This window comes from Paenibacillus gorillae (assembly GCF_000513275.1).
Taxonomy (GTDB): Bacteria; Bacillota; Bacilli; order Paenibacillales; family Paenibacillaceae; genus Pristimantibacillus; species Pristimantibacillus gorillae.
This window is the reverse complement of sequence record NZ_CBVJ010000136.1, coordinates 12,504-28,160: the sequence shown is the minus strand read 5'-3', so window position 1 is coordinate 28,160 and position 15,657 is coordinate 12,504. Positions and strand designations below refer to the sequence as shown.

Here is a 15,657-nt window from a genome sequence, read left to right as displayed (position 1 = left end):
AATCCTTGGAGCTACAATCACAGGAGGTACCGTGGCGTTGTCCGGAGGCACAGTGGCAATATCCGGCGGAACCGTAGCGGTATCCGGAGCGACGATCACAGGTGGAACCTTGAATGCCGTACTTGGAGCAACGATCACGACCGGTACATTGGCGGCGGTGTCGGGAGCAACGATTACGGCAGGAACAATAACTGCAATCCTTGGAGCAACAATCACCGGAGGTACTGTAGCGTTGTCTGGAGGCACGGTCGCGATATCCAGCGGAACCGTAGCAGTCTCTGGAGCAACGATCACCGGTGGAACGTTGAATGCAGTACTTGGGGCAACAATCACCACGGGTACGTTGGCAGCTGTATCGGGAGCGACGATCACGGCAGGGACACTAACTGCAATCCTTGGAGCGACGATCACTGGAGGCACAGTCGCTATATCCAGCGGAACAGTAGCCGTCTCAGGAGCGACGATCACGGGTGGCACCTTGAACGCAGTACTGGGAGCGACAATTACGGCAGGAACAATAACTGCGATCCTTGGAGCGACAATTACTGGAGGAACCGTAGCGATATCCAGCGGAACAGTAGCCGTCTCGGGAGCGACAATCACCGGCGGGACTTTGAATGCGGTGCTGGGAGCCACGATTACCACGGGTACACTCGCCGCGGTGTCGGGAGCGACAATTACAACCGGTACGCTGGCAGCTGTATTAGGGGCTACAATTACAACCGGTACGTTAGCAGCATTGCTTGGAGCAACAATTACAGCAGGTACACTTACGAGCGTCATTTCAATTTCGCAGAAGAGCTTCCAAGAACAGTCCACGACTAATATAGTAACAACAAACACCTTTACCCCTATTTTGCCTGTGACGACAAGCAACTACGGCACTTATTCCTTCTATGTTTACAACAGGGGGCCAGGCAGCAACGCGGCTGATGCGATCGTTGAGATCAGTGCTAATGGTTCGAACTGGTATACCGATGTATCGACAGATACAGGCATATTGGTAGGTTCTGTTGATGTGCTCGTGCCGCAGAGATTTTTGAAATATACGAGGTTGTCCGCTCGCTCGAGTTCATCAGGAAACGCAACGACGGTAGACGTGTATTTCAATGGTCAAGGAACTTAGATGGGAGGTTTGACTATGCTTCTCGGCGTTCACGTCATAGTCAGAGACGAGGCCGATGTGTTAGGGCGCTGCCTAAGCAGCGTCCAAGGGATTGCGGATGAGATTATTGTCGCCGACACCGGTTCGACGGATCAGTCGGCGGCGATTGCCGCCGGCTTCGGTGCTAAAGTAATTGAAGTGCCTTGGAAGGACGATTTTGCTGCTGTACGAAACCGATTGCTTGAGGAAGCAAGCACGCAATGGATATTTGTATTAGATGCAGATGAATGGCTCACAGGAGGGGAGCTGTCGCTTCTGCGGCAAGAGTTGGAAAATGCGGATGAATCCGTGTCAGCATTTCATATTCAGATGGAGCATGTTATTGACGATACGGATCATCAGAATGTAGTGCGGAGCGATGCTGTCAGACTATTTCGCAACGGACATGGCTTTAAATATACAGGAGAAATCCATGAACAGCTTTGCACGGAAACGAATGAAACGAAGGAAGCAGAAGGTCCTCTGCTGAATGCTTCCTTTCTTCTTTTACACGATGGCTATAAACCGTCCGTCCTTCAACGCAAAAAGAAAACGGAAAGGAACTTACGGATCATTACCAGGCAGCTGACCCAGCAGCCGAATGATCCTTTTTGTCTATACAATTACGCTGTCGCATTATGCCAGTCGGGCCGGCTTGAGGAAGCGCTAGACGCTTTCCGCCAGTCGCTTGCAACGACATCGGTAAAGGCGCCATATCGGCCCACGCTCATTCGCGACTATGCCAAAACATTACTGGCAAGCGGCAAAGCAGATGAAGCCGGGCAATTGCTGCGAGGTGAAACGCTCGGCTATAGCGATTATGCTGAGCTTCATTTGCTGTATGGTGAAAGCCTCGTTGCCCTCCATTTGCTCACGGACGCTGAAGCTGCGTTTAAGGCGGCAATTGCAGCCGGAGAAAAAAACTATGTGTCATTGGCGGGGTCATCCACATACAGGGCAAATACCGCGCTCGCAGAAATTTATTTGCGCTTAGGTCACCGGATAGAAGCGCATCATCATTTGAAAATAGCGCTGGAGCAAGCCCCCCAATGGGAGCCGGCTCTTAAAGCTATGGCGTTGTGGCTTCATGAGGACGGCGTACCGGACTCCGCTCTGGCGGACCGTTTAGGGGAGTGGATGGAGCCCGGTCAGACCAAGCTGGTTGCCCGGGTATTAGGCGGAATCGGAGCCTATGGGGAAGCCCTGCTTGCCTGGCAATCCGTTCAGAATGAAGAGCTGACGGTCCGGGATACGGTGCTGTTCAGCGAATGCCTGATCGGAAACCAGCGATATTCCGAAGCGAGTGAGCTGCTGAAAGACTTGGTGGTTCATAATCCATCCTACTCGGAGGAGCTTGGGATTGCAGTAGTGGACTGGATGCTTTGCCTCTGGGCAGAGGAACGGCGAATGCCGGCTCAGGGCTGGAGCCAGCTTCGTCTGTTTATGGGGAAGCATCAGCTGGAATGGGCAAAAGAGCTGGATCTGCTTTTGACCTCAAACAGGCGGGGTTATCCGGCAGCTCTTGCAAATGCCCGCAATTTGGAGGCGGCGCGTATTTTTATGGATCGTGCCATTGGACATGGCATGCTTCCATTGGCGCAGCGTTTTGCAAAGCGGCTCCGAGGGCTGGATGGTTCCTTGGAGATTTCACTTTACGATAACGGCTATATGGTCGCATCGGCAGAGCTCATGCTGCAAAGCTACGGGGCAAAAGGCAGGCTGGGAGCGGAGCAGGCTTACCGTTTGGGAGAGCTGCTTTACCGCAAAAGATTGTTTCAAGAGGCGCTGCCGCTCATGGAACAGGCTGTTGAAGCTGAAGGATCAGCAATCGCTGACAGGGCGCAGCTGGCTATCGCCTCGTTATACTTGCAGCTGGCGCTGGAGTCCTTGCAGCCTGAGGAATACGGCGGGAGCCGAAGCTGGGACGGCGGCTGGCCGGAGCAGGATCGGGAACGAATTACGGAGGCATTACGGCTGACGGAAGCGCTTGGCTGGCTGACAAACTGGAACGGATTGCAAAGGAGGCGCGCAGGTGGAGATGCGTCGGAAGCTAATTTCCTTATGCATGATCGTTAAGGATGAAGAAGCATTTTTGGCGGATTGTCTGGAGAGCGTACAAGGCATTGCAGATGAAATTATTATTGTCGATACCGGTTCGACCGACCGCACGATTGAAATTGCGGCTCAATATGGTGCAGTAATGGTTCATTATAAGTGGGACCACGACTTCGCAAAGGCAAGAAATGCGGGCGTGGAGCGGGCTAACGGGGAATGGATTCTCTTTCTGGATGCTGATGAGAGGCTGGATGCGTCCACGAAAGGACAATTGCTTGATTTTGTGAAAGACAAAAGCCTTTCAGCACTGCTGCTGCAAATTTGGAACATTGTCGGGGACGATGAAGGGCAAGGGGCGACAATCCATCCGGTCCTTCGCTTATTCCGCAGCGACAAGCAAATTCGATTCGAGGGGCGGATTCACGAACAGATTGCACCATCGGTCTTACGAAGGTTTCCGGATCGAAGATTCCATTTGACGGAAGCCATCATCCGCCATTACGGCTACAAGCATCAAGTGGTAGAGTCTAAAGGAAAGCTTAAGCGCAATATGGAGCTGTTAAAACTCGCTATAGCGGAGGAGCCGGAAAACAGCTTTCACCGCTACAACATTGGCGTAGAGCATTTGCGGGTGGGAGAGCCGGCGGAGGCGCTGGCTGCTTTTCGGCTGGTAAAGAATTCTGCAGATTTCGAGCAATTGAATTATGCACATCTGGTCAACAAATACGAGGCGCTAAGCCTGCAATTGCTAGGACGATGGCAGGAGGCCGCGGAGGCCGCATCCGAAGGTACAGTTCGTTTTCCGGCTTATACGGACTTGTGGCATTACAAAGCGCTCGCGCATGCCCAGTTGGGGCAATTGCCAGAGGCTCGTGCTGCTGCGGAGCGGGCGATAGAGCTAGGTGTGGCGCCGCCTCAGTATCATACGGAGGATGGAATGGGTACTTTTCGCACGGCATATTTATTAGGACGGTTATGCGAAGCGCTGCAGGATGATCAGGCGGTTATCCGCTACTACGTGCTGGCGCTGAGGATGAAGTCCAGTCTGCTTCCGCCATTATTCCGTCTGTGCGCTTATTATCGGTCTAGTGGCCGGTCCGGAGCCATTAGTGCCGTTCTCGCATCTAAGCTGCATTGTCCTGACGAGCGGTCAATATTGAAGGTGGCGGGTGTGATGCAGGCTTCCGGCTGCACCCAAGCGGCGTTAACCTGGCTCGAATGGCATGCTTCCATGGAAAAAGCTTCGGCGCTCAAGGAGTCGTTGACTGAGCACATCACTCGGTTGAAGAGCGGTGACAACAGTACGCTTCCGTTTGGAGATAAGCTGTCAGCTGCTAACGGAAATGAAGGCGGGAAAGCCGGGGAAATACAGATAAACTCGCAAGGCTGGCGCGACCGGGCAGATGACAGGCTGGCTGCTTTTCAGAAGAGCAGGAGGACAACACTGGAGCAAAGAGCGGTCACGGCCATTCGGCTTCAACTGCCTTTTTACGAGGGCTGGTAATCGATACATGGCGGCAAGGAGGAGCTGAAGAAAATGGAACGACCGCTAGGAGAACTGCCGATTTCGTTATGCATGATTGTGAGGGATGAGGAAGAGCTTCTGGCGCAATGTCTTCGCTCCTGCTTGCCTTATGTATCAGAAATGATCGTGGTGGATACCGGGTCGGTTGACGGAACGGCAGCAATAGCGGCAAGGTTCGGAGCAAGGCTTATAGAGATAGAATGGATCGATGACTTTGCAGCAGTCCGGAATGCAGCTCTGACTCATGCGGCGCAGCCCTGGCTGCTTGTGCTGGATGCCGATGAAACATTAGAACCACTGATGATGGAGCATTGGCACAGTCTTTTAAAAGATGAAACGAAGATGGGCTACTATGTTCAATTGGTGAGCAGTGTTGACTCAGCGACGATAGATGAGCTTCAAGATGGTGCTCCGCAAACTGCTGTAGTGAAGGATCTGGTGTGCCGGTTGTTTCGCAATGATCCGCGTATCCGATTCGCAGGGGCGATCCATGAGGAGGCTGTGTCTGCGATAGAGAAAGCTTTTGGAGCAGAGGCGATCGGTCTAGCTCCCATTGTGATGCAGCATGAAGGATATCGCGAGGAGCGGCTTCACAAGCGGGGCAAAAGAGAGCGTAATGCGCGAATTATTGAAGCGGCCTTAGCTGAACAGCCGGGAGATCCCATGCTCCGCTATGCCCGCGGAACGGAGTTTTTTACGTATGGCGACTGGGAAAATGCCGCTGCATGGCTGGAGCCGTTAGCAGCGGAGCTTTCGCAGACTAGCAGGTACGCTTTCACTTCGGATGTCCTTCTGAAGCTAAGCCACGCGTTACGTGCGTCTGGCCAGCTGCAGGATGCCGAGCATTGGGCGGAACAGGGCTGGCGTATATTTGGGTTTGCGGATTTTCCCGATCTGTATGAAGCCCATGCAGCAGCACTATTGGAGCAGGATCTTTTAGGAGAAGCCATTCAAGCGTACGAACGGGCATTAGCAGTTGGATCGGCGCCGGTCTATTATACTTCAGCACCGGGAGCGGGCACTTACCGGACGTTATGCTCGGCGGGGTTTGCGGCGGAGAGGCAATACCGGTGGCGGGAAGCAGCCGCTTATTATAAGGAAGCACTTCATATCCGTCCGGGTTATAGTCCGGCTTGGGAACGATTGCTTATGATTGGTGCGTTGGATGAACGGTTTCGTCCGATTTGGACGGAAGCGATGGAATCGTTTCTGTATAACCAGCGGCTTAGCTTGGAGTGTCAGCAAGGGCAGAGGCAAGTGCAGAAGCAGGACGCAGATAATAGCAGGGAAAGTTTATTCAGTATAGAGGGATTGCTGTGGCTTTTCGCAGATGCGGGACTGGATCTTGCACCCGAGACAAGCTCGCTAGCAATAGAGCAGTTGGGTGATCGAGCTGCATTCTGGCATGGCTTGCTGCTTGTACAGCAAGGTGATGCAGAAGCAGCGCGATATCAATGGGAGCGCTATGCGCAGAAGCTTGCGGATGAGCGGAAAAGGCAGCAAGCGGAGGCTTACTTGGCTGCACTGCAGCTCAGGGGCGATCAAGCAGGGACAGTAGAGCATGCTGGCGCTGCACAGCGTGTCGCCGCTGCCGCCGGGCTGGCTCCGGCGGATTTCGCGCGGACGCTGCTGCACGTCCGCGCCTGGCCCGCGTGGCAGGCGCTGCTCGCCGCCGCGCCCGCGCATGAAGCAGCGGCGGCGCATACGCTCCCGCCGCTGCAATGGTGCGCGCTGCTGGGCGCGAGAGCATCCGCGCCCGGCAGCGCCTATGCGGCGCAGCTGCTGCGCGCTGCTGCGCCAGTGCCTGCTGCGCCCGCGCTGCTCGCAGCGGGCGCTGTTGCCGCAGCCGCGGGCGATTGGCCCGCCGCGGCAGAGCGGTTCGCGGCCGCGCGAGCCTGCGGGCCGCGGCCATGGCTCGCGCGAGCCGCAGGCAGCGGGGCTCGCGGCTGCATACGCCGCTGCTGCCCGAGCGGCGATCCCGCCCGTATCGGGGTCAGCAGGCCTTGGTCCTGCCGCCCGTTTTAAAGCGTACGCGAAGGAGCAGCTCGCAGCTTCCCTTGCCCCTCTTTTTCCCCCATTCAACGCTAGTGTCAGAGAGAGAACTGCTGCTTCGCATCAGTTCTGCTCTATATAGCCGCTAAAATACGGAGGGACTCGTGTTCCTCCTATTTCGGGCTGTCCGGTGAATCGCCATATCATTCGTGTAATTTCCGGCGATATTGTGTATGATAGGAAGATAATATTTTCGTGGGAAAGGTTGGTTGATCGCCGTGGAAAACACAGTGGAGAATAAGACATCATCCTCTAACTTTATTAAAAACATCGTCGCCGAAGATTTGAAGGAAGGCCGCGTGCAGGAAATTGCAACCCGCTTTCCTCCGGAACCGAACGGCTACTTGCATATTGGACATGCCAAATCGATCTGTCTGAACTTTGAGCTTGCCGATGATTTCAAGGGCAGAACGAACCTGCGCTTTGATGATACGAATCCGGTGAAGGAAGATACGGAATACGTGGAGTCAATTCAAGAGGACGTTCGCTGGCTTGGTTTTGACTGGGAGGAGCTCCGCTTTGCTTCTGATTATTTCGAGGAGCTGTACGACCGCGCAGTTCTGCTGATCAAGAAAGGCAAAGCCTATGTCTGTGATTTGAGCGCGGAGCAAATGCGCGAAATGCGCGGTACGTTGACGCAGCCTGGACAAGACAGCCCGTACCGGAGCCGCAGCGTAGAGGAGAACCTTGATCTGTTCGCACGGATGCGCGCAGGTGAATTCCCGGACGGAGCGAAGGTGCTTCGCGCCAAAATCGACATGGCTTCGCCGAATATCAATCTTCGCGATCCTGTACTGTACCGTATTTCTCATGCGCATCATCACCGGACAGGCGACGCTTGGTGCATCTATCCGATGTACGATTACGCGCACCCGATCAGTGATGCGATTGAAGGCATTACGCATTCCATCTGTACGCTGGAATTTGCCGATCACCGGCCGCTGTATGACTGGGCAATTGCCGAGTGTGAGATGGCGGCAGTTCCTCGCCAATACGAGTTTGCTCGTCTGAACGTTACTAACACGGTGATGAGCAAAAGAAAGTTGAAGCTGCTTGTCGACGAGAACGTAGTCGACGGCTGGGATGATCCGCGGATGCCGACGATCAGCGGTCTGCGCCGCAAAGGCTTTACGCCGGAATCGATCCGGGCGTTCTGCCGCGAGATTGGCGTAGCCAAAGCTTACAGCGTCGTGGATGAGCGGATGCTGGAGCATTTTATCCGCGAGGACTTGAAGCTGAAGGCGCTTCGTACGATGGCCGTACTGCAGCCGTTGAAGGTTGTTATTACGAACTATCCGGAAGGTCAAACCGAACTGCTTGAAGCGGAAAACAACGCAGAGAACGAAGAAATGGGCAAGCGTCAAATTCCGTTCTCCCGCGAGATCTATATTGAGCAAGACGACTTTATGGAGAATCCGCCGGCCAAATACTTCCGTCTGTTCCCTGGCAACGAAGTCCGGCTGAAGCATGCCTACTTCATTACGTGCCAAGAGGTGATCAAGGATGAGGCAGGCAATGTCGTTGAGCTGCGCTGTACCTATGACCCGGAGACGAAAAGCGGCAGCGGCTTCAATGCACGTAAAGTCAAAGGAACGATTCACTGGGTCGAGGCTTCGCAAGCGGTGCCAGCCGACTTCCGCCTGTTCGAGCCGCTTATTACGAATGAAGCCGAAGAGGAGGACAAGCCTTTCCTCGAGTGCATCAATCCGAACAGCCAAGTGGTGCAAAGCGGCTTCGTTGAGCCGAACATGAAGGGTATCGCGGGCGGCGAGAAGTTCCAATTCTTCCGTCATGGCTACTTCAATGTGGATCCGAAGGATTCGACGGCGGACAAACTGGTGTTTAACCGGATCGTATCGATGAAAAGCTCGTTTGATCCATCCAAAGCTTAACCAATCGTTTCATTTGATTTACAGTACCTCCCGGATAGTATGCCGGGAGGTTTTTTGTTATTCCGCCCTCTATCGGCTTCTTGGTTTGTCGATTTCGTAGCCAGCCATATGGTGAAAGAAGTCGGATCGGGATTCAAAAAGAAGGGTTTTGAGGAAAATTGAAGAAATTACTCGTATGCGAAAATTCAGAACCGTTTTCAGATGGGGAATTATTGGACTGTTGTTTGTGGGAACGTGCCTAATGGCAACGAAGCCAGGAGAAAGCCAGTATGAGAAGTGGCTGGCAACTAAACACAGGATCGTCTGCTGGAATGATCCGATGCTGCTGACCGCTTGCAAGAAAGACGGGGAAACGATCGAATGGCGCAGCAAAGGCGTAACAACGGGATTTTTTACGCTAAAAGTCAGAGATCGCTATAGGGGCGCTGATCGGTCTTATGAGATATATACGATCGGTCTGTTTGGCAGATTTATCGATTATTCGGTCATAAAGGAAGAAGGCAGCGGCGTATAGTAAAAGCAGCCCAGCTGTTCTGCCCGGATACAAATTGCTGTTCAATGAGGGGAGTCATGATGGTTGCCGTATTTCAACTAACGGTTCGGTTTTTGCTGGAGCTGGTGTTGTTCATCGGTTTGGCCTATTGGGGATTTCAAGTGGAGGGGAGCGTGCTTCTGCAATTTATTGCAGGACTGGGTCTGCCCGTTGCGGCGGCCATTGTGTGGGGCAAACTGCTCTCGCCAAAGCGAACGATCAAGCTGGGGCTGCCATGGCGTCTTCTAATCGAATTCGCTTTAATGGGCGCTGCGTTTGTCTGCTACTATGATCTGGGCTATCATGCATTTGCTATTTTGTTCGGCATTGTGCAGGTGGTTAATCGTACGTGTATCGTCATTTGGGATATTCAAGACTGGCCGGTGCGGGTAAAAAAATGATGAATAATGATAGAGGAGGAAATAGGATGAATGCAGGATTTTGGATTCGGTTAGGGGCGGCTTTTCTGGATGGTTTGATCATAAGCTTACCAGTTACTCTGTTAGCTATGGCTTTGTTCGGCGGAAATGGCGGCGAAAACTTCGCGAATTTGCTTACTTTCCTGTACACGCTGCTGCTTCCGGTTTTTTGGAATGGCTACACTATTGGAAAAAGGGCTTGTGGCGTACAAATTCGCAAGCTGGATGGCTCCCCTCCGACCATCGGTACGATGCTGTTGAGGCAACTGGTAGGAGGCATTATCTACGGCATTACTTTTGGCATTGGGGCTATCGTCAGCGCTTTTATGGTCGGCTTGCGGGAAGATAAACGCGCCATTCATGACTTCATTGCGGGAACTGAGGTTGTATACGCCAATTAGGAAGCACTCCCCATTAAATTGATGAACGCCGCCAGCGCTGTGAAAGCGTGGCGGCGTTCATTTGTGTGCAAACAAAATGCAAAAGTGCATTTTGTTCAGTGATAAATGGGTGATTTGGCGTGACAAAATGTAAACATACATTTTGATTCGCTGATTTTGAGCCAAATGGGTGAGAATAGCCCATTCAACCTGCACTTTTACATTTTGAAGGTGAAAAACGGCGGTTTTTCGCTAATTCACCTGCACTTTTACATTTTGATAGTTGAAGGCCGTCCAATTCTACCTACTATAGAACCGCTGGCCTGTGACAACGCACTGCGTTCCATGAGGCAGGCGAAATTGTTGTCCACTTGTGCTCATTCCTCCCGGCACGCGGTTCTGCTTTAATATGCGTGGCGGAGTTCTTGTCTTGGTTGAGTGACATGCCGTCATAGCGTACGAAATGCTCAAGGTTAGTTTAAATAAAGTGCAGCAAACGGGCACCGCGGCCTAAATCCCAGCTGCCCTATACACTTTGTCAAAGCCAGCCTTTGAGCGCTGCACGAGTTCCTCCGGAGAGCCTTGCGGCGCTTCCGCCGCCAGAATCTCCTGTGTCACGGCGCCTTTGTAGCCAATCCGGTCCAGCGCGGCTAGGAAGCCCGCGAGATCGATGACGCCTTCGCCCGGATAGAGGCGGCCGTTGTCCAGCACCTCAGAGACAGGGGCAGCCGGCGCATCGTTAATATGCACATGGACGATTTGCTCCGGACGTAGCGCTTCGATGTCCGTGATGCTGTGCTCGTTCGTGTACCAGTGGAACGAGTCAAACAGCAGGCCGACGTTGCTCTCGCCAATCGTGTCTATCCAGTCGAGCGTTTCTGCGAGCGTCCAGATGAACGGATTGGCCCAATTCGTACGCAAATGATGCGGACCAACGAACTCCAGTCCAAGCCGAATGCCATATGCGCCGAGAATTTGCGCGCATAGCCGGAGACGCCGCGTTGCCAGCGCCATGAAGTGCGCGGCGTTCTGATCGGTCGATGGCAGCACGTACGTGCAGCAGCTGGTACAGCCTAGCGCTGCGGCCGCTTCCGCCGCGGGTGCAAGACGCTTCAGGCTGGAGAGGAATTCCTCTTCAGTTGTCCGCCACTCCACAGGCAAGCCGATGGAGCCAATGACGATGCCCTTTTCGCCTAGCAGAGCACGGGCTCCCTCCAAGCCATGGCGGGCGATAAGGCCGCCTGCATCAATATCAACTGCATGAAATCCATATTGCGAAGCAAGCTCGATTAACTGCTCGTCGCTCTCCAAATTGCCGAGTCCTGCAGGGGATAATCCTCTTAGCATACTAGTTGTCGCCTCCTTGGCTGGACCAGTCCAGCTTCACTTCATTGCCTGTCCGCGACGATTCGTAGATCGCATCCAGAATCAGGTTGTTGGTATAGCCTGTCAATGCAGATGTAATTGGCTGCTTGCCCTCGCGAATACAGTCCAGGAAATGGCGGCTCAAGCGCAGCCGCTCGCCTTCGTCGTCGTTTTGCTTCACGATATCGGTATCAATCGCCCGGTCGAACTTCTCTGTCAGCAGCTTTCCTTTATCGCCCCGATACGAAGCGCCGCCCTCGCTACCCATCAGGTGGACAAACGGTGTATTGTCCGTATCCATATGGACCGCCCAGCTGACCTCCAGCGACAGCGTACTGCCATCCTCCATCTTGATGAGCGCCGTAGCCAGATCCTCCACGTCATAGTGGCCTTCCCAATTCGGCTTGCCCCAAGTGCCGATGCCTTTCCGGTTAGGACCGAACTCCGCATAAGTGGAGCCGTAGACGGATACTGGCTTTGGATTGCCCATCAAGTAAAGCGCAAGGTCAAGCATATGAACGCCAATATCGATTAGCGGACCGCCGCCCGACTGGTCCATACGAGTGAACCAGGTGCCCCAGCCGGGGATGCCTTTGCGCCGGTACCAGCCTGTTTTGGCTGTATAGATGCGTCCAAGCTCGCCGCGGTCAATTTGCTCTTTAATTTGCATGGGAATCGATTCCCACCGCATTTGATGAGCGACCATGACGATCTTGTCCGAAGCCTCGCTTGCGCATAAAATGCTGCGGGCAGCTTCGCTGTTAATGCCCATCGGCTTCTCTAGAAGCACATGCTTGCCCGATTTGATAGCCTGTACCGCAAGCGGGGCGTGAAATTGATTCGGCACGCCAATAATGACTGCGTCGATATCGTCGCGAGCGATTAGCTCCTCCGGCGAAGCTGCGACCAAAGGGATAGAGAATTGCCGCGCCCGCTCTTCTGCAAGCGGCAAGTACGCATCGGTAATAGCAGCGATTTCACATAGCTCTGCCAGTTTTGAGAATTCGGTCGCATGTACACTGCCGATGTTGCCGGCGCCGATAATGCCGATTCTAATTTTTTCGTTATGGCTCATAGGGTTCGTCCTCCAATGAAGTATGCATTCGCATGAAGCGCATGCAACAGGTGTATGGTTTCAATCCTTAACGTTCCGCTTACGATCTCTATGGTAAAATAAACGGTACGAGAAAGAATGCTTGTTTTTCGATAAAAGTCTCTATTTTTCGGAGGAGGCTCCAAACTGTGACTTATTTTCCCGACTATTTGAAAACGTATCCAAATATGCATACCTCATCTCCGCTTCATATCAGCCTGAACCGTTTGGATCATGGCTTTCGTCCGCATAAACATGATTTTTTGGAGTTTTCGTATGTCGTTTCCGGAAGCGGCGCCGAGTGGGTGAATGGGGACAAGCATGTCATGAAGCCCGGCACCTTCACCTTTGTCTTGCCCTATCAGGTGCATCAGCTGTTTACCGATCCTGGCGAGCCGCTTATGCTCTACAATTGCATGTTCAGTATGGATCTGCTGATGGAGCCAGCCAAGGAGGACGGACTGCTTGGTCTGATCGCCGCGTTCGAGATGCCGTCGTTCATCCAACTGAGCGGAGAACAGAATACCATGATGCTGGCGTTGATTGAGGAACTGTTTCGCGAGTATGGGGGCAGTGAGCCTTGGCGAAGTACGATGCTCCAAGTTAAGCTGAAGGAAATACTGATTACGTTCGACCGGCTGCGTCTTGCCACAGCAGCTCCGGCAGCTATGCCGATTATGCAAACTCAGCGCAAAAACGTATGGCCGATTATTTCTTACATTCATGCAAACTATCAGGATAATCTGACGCTTTCCGATCTGTCCGCGGTTTTCTCCATGAGTGTCTCGCGCATCAGTGAGGTGATCAAAGAAACGACAGGACAAAACTTTGTTCATCTGCTGCATGATCTACGTCTTCGCCATGCCTGCGGGCTGCTCGTATCGACCGATATGAGCGTTGCGGAAATCGCGCTTGAAGTCGGTTACGGTTCCTACAAAACCTTCTCCCGTATTTTTCACGAGAAGAAAGGTGTTGTACCGAAGGAGTACCGTAAGCAAAAGCCGGAGGGTGAGTATGTACCTTGATCGGTGATTCCGAGAAAAGAATCGCCAAAGAAGCTAGTCACAATTGTTCAAACTTTAACGAACGTACTAAAAATACCTCGCTTCCATGGATAATGGGCAGCGAGGTCCTTCTTCTAATTATAGATATGTATCAAGCGCCAAGCACTCTGCTCTATTGAGCAGTCCAGCCGCCATCGACGACCAGCAGCGTGCCCGTGACAAGATTGGAGGCCGCTGAAGCCAAATAGATGACTGCGCCTGCCACATCATCAATTGAACCGATGCGCCCCGCCGGAATCCGGGCCAGCACTTGATCCCTGAACTCGGGCGTATCCAGCCGTTCAGCCGTCCCTGGCGTATAAATAAAGGTCGGTCCTACCGCATTAATATTCACGCCTCTGCTGGACCATTCCAGTGCCAGCACCTTGGTCAACTGATTGACGCCGCCTTTGGACGCGCAATAGGCGACGCCCTCCGGAATGCCGACGATGCTGACTTGCGAGCTGACGTTGACGATTTTTCCGCTGCCTTGCGCCAGCATGATGCGTCCGGCTGCCTGGCAGCAGAAAAACACGCCCTTCAGATTGACGTCGAGCATATCATCCCAATATTCTTCGGTTACATCCTCCGCCAGCATGCCTTCGCCCAGCCCCGCGTTGTTCACCAATATATCAAGCCGTCCGAAGTCCTGCGCCACCTGCTCGAACACACTCCGGATCTGCCCGACGTTTCGCACGTCCAGCGCATAAGCCTTCGCTTCGCCGCCGGAAGCGGCAATTTCGTCGACTAACGCCTCAAGCGACTCCTTACGCCGCGCAGTTACGGCTACAATTGCGCCAGCAGCAGCCATTGCTTTTGCCAAACCGAAGCCAATGCCTTTGCTGGCACCAGTTACGATGGCGATTTTACCTTGAATACTGAAATCAGGCATGAATGTTCCTTCCCTTCCATTGGTTGCTTTGTTCAATAGTACCATAGGCCGTGACATTTGGCTGTTGCGGTCAGCTCCATGGAGCTCAGATCCGCTCCCCGTTTCCTGCCCTTTTTCCGCTTATGGTCCCAAACCCGAAAAATTGAACCCCAAATACGAAATCTCAAGCCTTACCCCTCCGGAGTGGACAATCTACAATAAAAGTATAGAGATTTGCAAAGGCTTTCATTTCGATTGATTCACAACAGCGTGGAGGTAATTACTTTGAAGACACAGCTCAATCCTGCGCCCGTTTCCTTGTCTGCCCAGGATACGAAGGCGGAAAGAAGGAAATGGTTCAAACGGTTGTACAGCCAAAGGCATATTCAAATTATGGCCCTCCTTGGCGTCGCTTGGATGATTATTTTCAACTACGTACCGATGTACGGCGTCATTATTGCGTTCAAAGAATTCAATATCGTTAAATCCATTAGCGAAGCGCCTTGGGTGGGGCTTACGCATTTTAAAGACTTTTTCCAAGATGAGAGCTTTATGGACGTCATGCGGAATACGCTTGGCATCAGCCTCATTAAACTGGCTATCGGATTTCCGCTGCCTATCATATTTGCGTTGTTTCTGAATGAAGTTCGCTCCGTTGGCTTCAAGAAGGCGATTCAGACGATTTCTTATCTGCCTCACTTTTTGTCGTGGGTAATCCTCGGAGGCATTCTGACGACTTGGCTTGCAGATGTCGGGATTATCAACAATGTGCTGATGGCGCTTCATCTCATCAAGGAGCCGATTTCTTATCTGGCGGAACCAAGCTACTTCTGGGGTATTATAATTACCTCCGACATTTGGAAGGAGCTAGGCTGGTCGGCGATCATTTATTTGGCAGCTATCGCCAGCGTTTCGCCGGAGCTTTATGAAGCGGCAACCATCGACGGTGCAGGCCGTTTTCAGAAAATGTGGTACGTAACGCTTCCGAGTATTAAGGCAACGATCTCCATTCTGTTCATTCTGGCTGTGAGCGGCGTGCTGAACTCTAACTTTGACCAGATTCTCGTGCTTCGCAACTCGCTGAACGAGAGCGCGAGCAACGTCATCGATATTTATGTGTATCAGACAGGAATGCAGCAAGGACGATACTCCTATTCAACGGCAGTGGGATTATTCAAATCCGCAATTGCTTTGATCCTGCTGCTGCTTGCCAACCGGGTCACAAAAAAAATGAACGATACATCGCTGTTCTAGAAAAGGAGGTCGTTAGACCGTGTTTAGTATTA

At 52.8% G+C, this 15,657-nt stretch carries 13 protein-coding genes; 10 read left to right on the top strand and 3 right to left on the bottom strand.

Annotation, left to right across the window (positions count from 1 at the left end; translation table 11 throughout):
- The 8 genes from TY10_RS26055 to TY10_RS26020 all read left to right on the top strand — a co-directional run.
- Positions 1–1,126 (top strand): DUF6385 domain-containing protein (locus TY10_RS26055; RefSeq protein WP_337588391.1); only part of this gene is annotated, 1,126 nt, incomplete at its 5' end.
- 15 nt (positions 1,127–1,141) lie between these two features.
- Positions 1,142–3,220: a glycosyltransferase family 2 protein gene (locus TY10_RS26050; RefSeq protein ID WP_042170429.1), complete on the top strand. Its 2,079-nt coding sequence runs from the start codon at positions 1,142–1,144 to the stop codon at positions 3,218–3,220.
- Complete coding sequence (locus TY10_RS26045) at positions 3,183–4,703, top strand: tetratricopeptide repeat-containing glycosyltransferase family 2 protein (protein ID WP_052350777.1); 1,521 nt, start codon at positions 3,183–3,185, stop codon at positions 4,701–4,703. Before TY10_RS26050 ends, TY10_RS26045 begins: the two co-directional genes overlap by 38 nt.
- A gap of 33 nt (positions 4,704–4,736) precedes the next feature.
- The gene (locus TY10_RS26040) at positions 4,737–6,749 is read left to right on the top strand and encodes a glycosyltransferase family 2 protein (protein WP_042170427.1); all 2,013 of its coding nucleotides are present in this window, start codon (positions 4,737–4,739) and stop codon (positions 6,747–6,749) included.
- A gap of 257 nt (positions 6,750–7,006) precedes the next feature.
- On the top strand, positions 7,007–8,668 hold the full coding sequence (locus TY10_RS26035; protein WP_042170433.1) for a glutamine--tRNA ligase/YqeY domain fusion protein: 1,662 nt from the start codon (positions 7,007–7,009) through the stop codon (positions 8,666–8,668).
- Positions 8,669–8,909: 241 nt separating this feature from the next.
- A complete protein-coding gene (locus tag TY10_RS26030) occupies positions 8,910–9,182 on the top strand; it encodes a hypothetical protein (RefSeq protein WP_155986053.1) in 273 nt (90 codons plus the stop codon).
- A gap of 56 nt (positions 9,183–9,238) precedes the next feature.
- Entirely contained in the window at positions 9,239–9,601 is a 363-nt protein-coding gene (locus TY10_RS26025) for a YrdB family protein (RefSeq protein WP_042170422.1), read from the top strand.
- Between the two features lie 26 nt (positions 9,602–9,627).
- Entirely contained in the window at positions 9,628–10,020 is a 393-nt protein-coding gene (locus tag TY10_RS26020) for an RDD family protein (protein WP_042170419.1), read from the top strand.
- A gap of 489 nt (positions 10,021–10,509) precedes the next feature.
- On the opposite strand, the gene TY10_RS26015 is transcribed toward TY10_RS26020, so the two are convergent.
- Both TY10_RS26015 and TY10_RS26010 read right to left on the bottom strand, forming a co-directional pair.
- A complete protein-coding gene (locus TY10_RS26015) occupies positions 10,510–11,346 on the bottom strand; it encodes a sugar phosphate isomerase/epimerase family protein (protein ID WP_042170416.1) in 837 nt (278 codons plus the stop codon).
- A 1-nt stretch (position 11,347) separates the two neighbouring features.
- Positions 11,348–12,439 carry a Gfo/Idh/MocA family protein gene (locus TY10_RS26010; RefSeq protein WP_042170414.1) on the bottom strand — a complete coding sequence of 364 codons (1,092 nt, stop codon included), beginning with the start codon at positions 12,437–12,439 and terminating at the stop codon, positions 11,348–11,350.
- Positions 12,440–12,606: 167 nt separating this feature from the next.
- Here TY10_RS26010 and TY10_RS26005 point away from each other — a divergent pair, with 167 nt between their 5' ends.
- Complete coding sequence (locus TY10_RS26005; RefSeq protein ID WP_042170411.1) at positions 12,607–13,482, top strand: AraC family transcriptional regulator; 876 nt, start codon at positions 12,607–12,609, stop codon at positions 13,480–13,482.
- Between the two features lie 151 nt (positions 13,483–13,633).
- Here TY10_RS26005 and TY10_RS26000 read toward each other — a convergent pair whose 3' ends face one another.
- Positions 13,634–14,392, bottom strand: a complete 759-nt coding sequence (locus tag TY10_RS26000) for an SDR family NAD(P)-dependent oxidoreductase (RefSeq protein WP_042170408.1) — start codon at positions 14,390–14,392, stop codon at positions 13,634–13,636.
- Positions 14,393–14,689: 297 nt separating this feature from the next.
- Between TY10_RS26000 and TY10_RS25995 the strand changes: the two genes are divergently transcribed.
- Positions 14,690–15,625, top strand: coding sequence for an ABC transporter permease (locus TY10_RS25995; protein ID WP_042170431.1), 936 nt, complete (start codon positions 14,690–14,692; stop codon positions 15,623–15,625).
- The last annotated feature ends 32 nt before the right edge of the window (positions 15,626–15,657 follow it).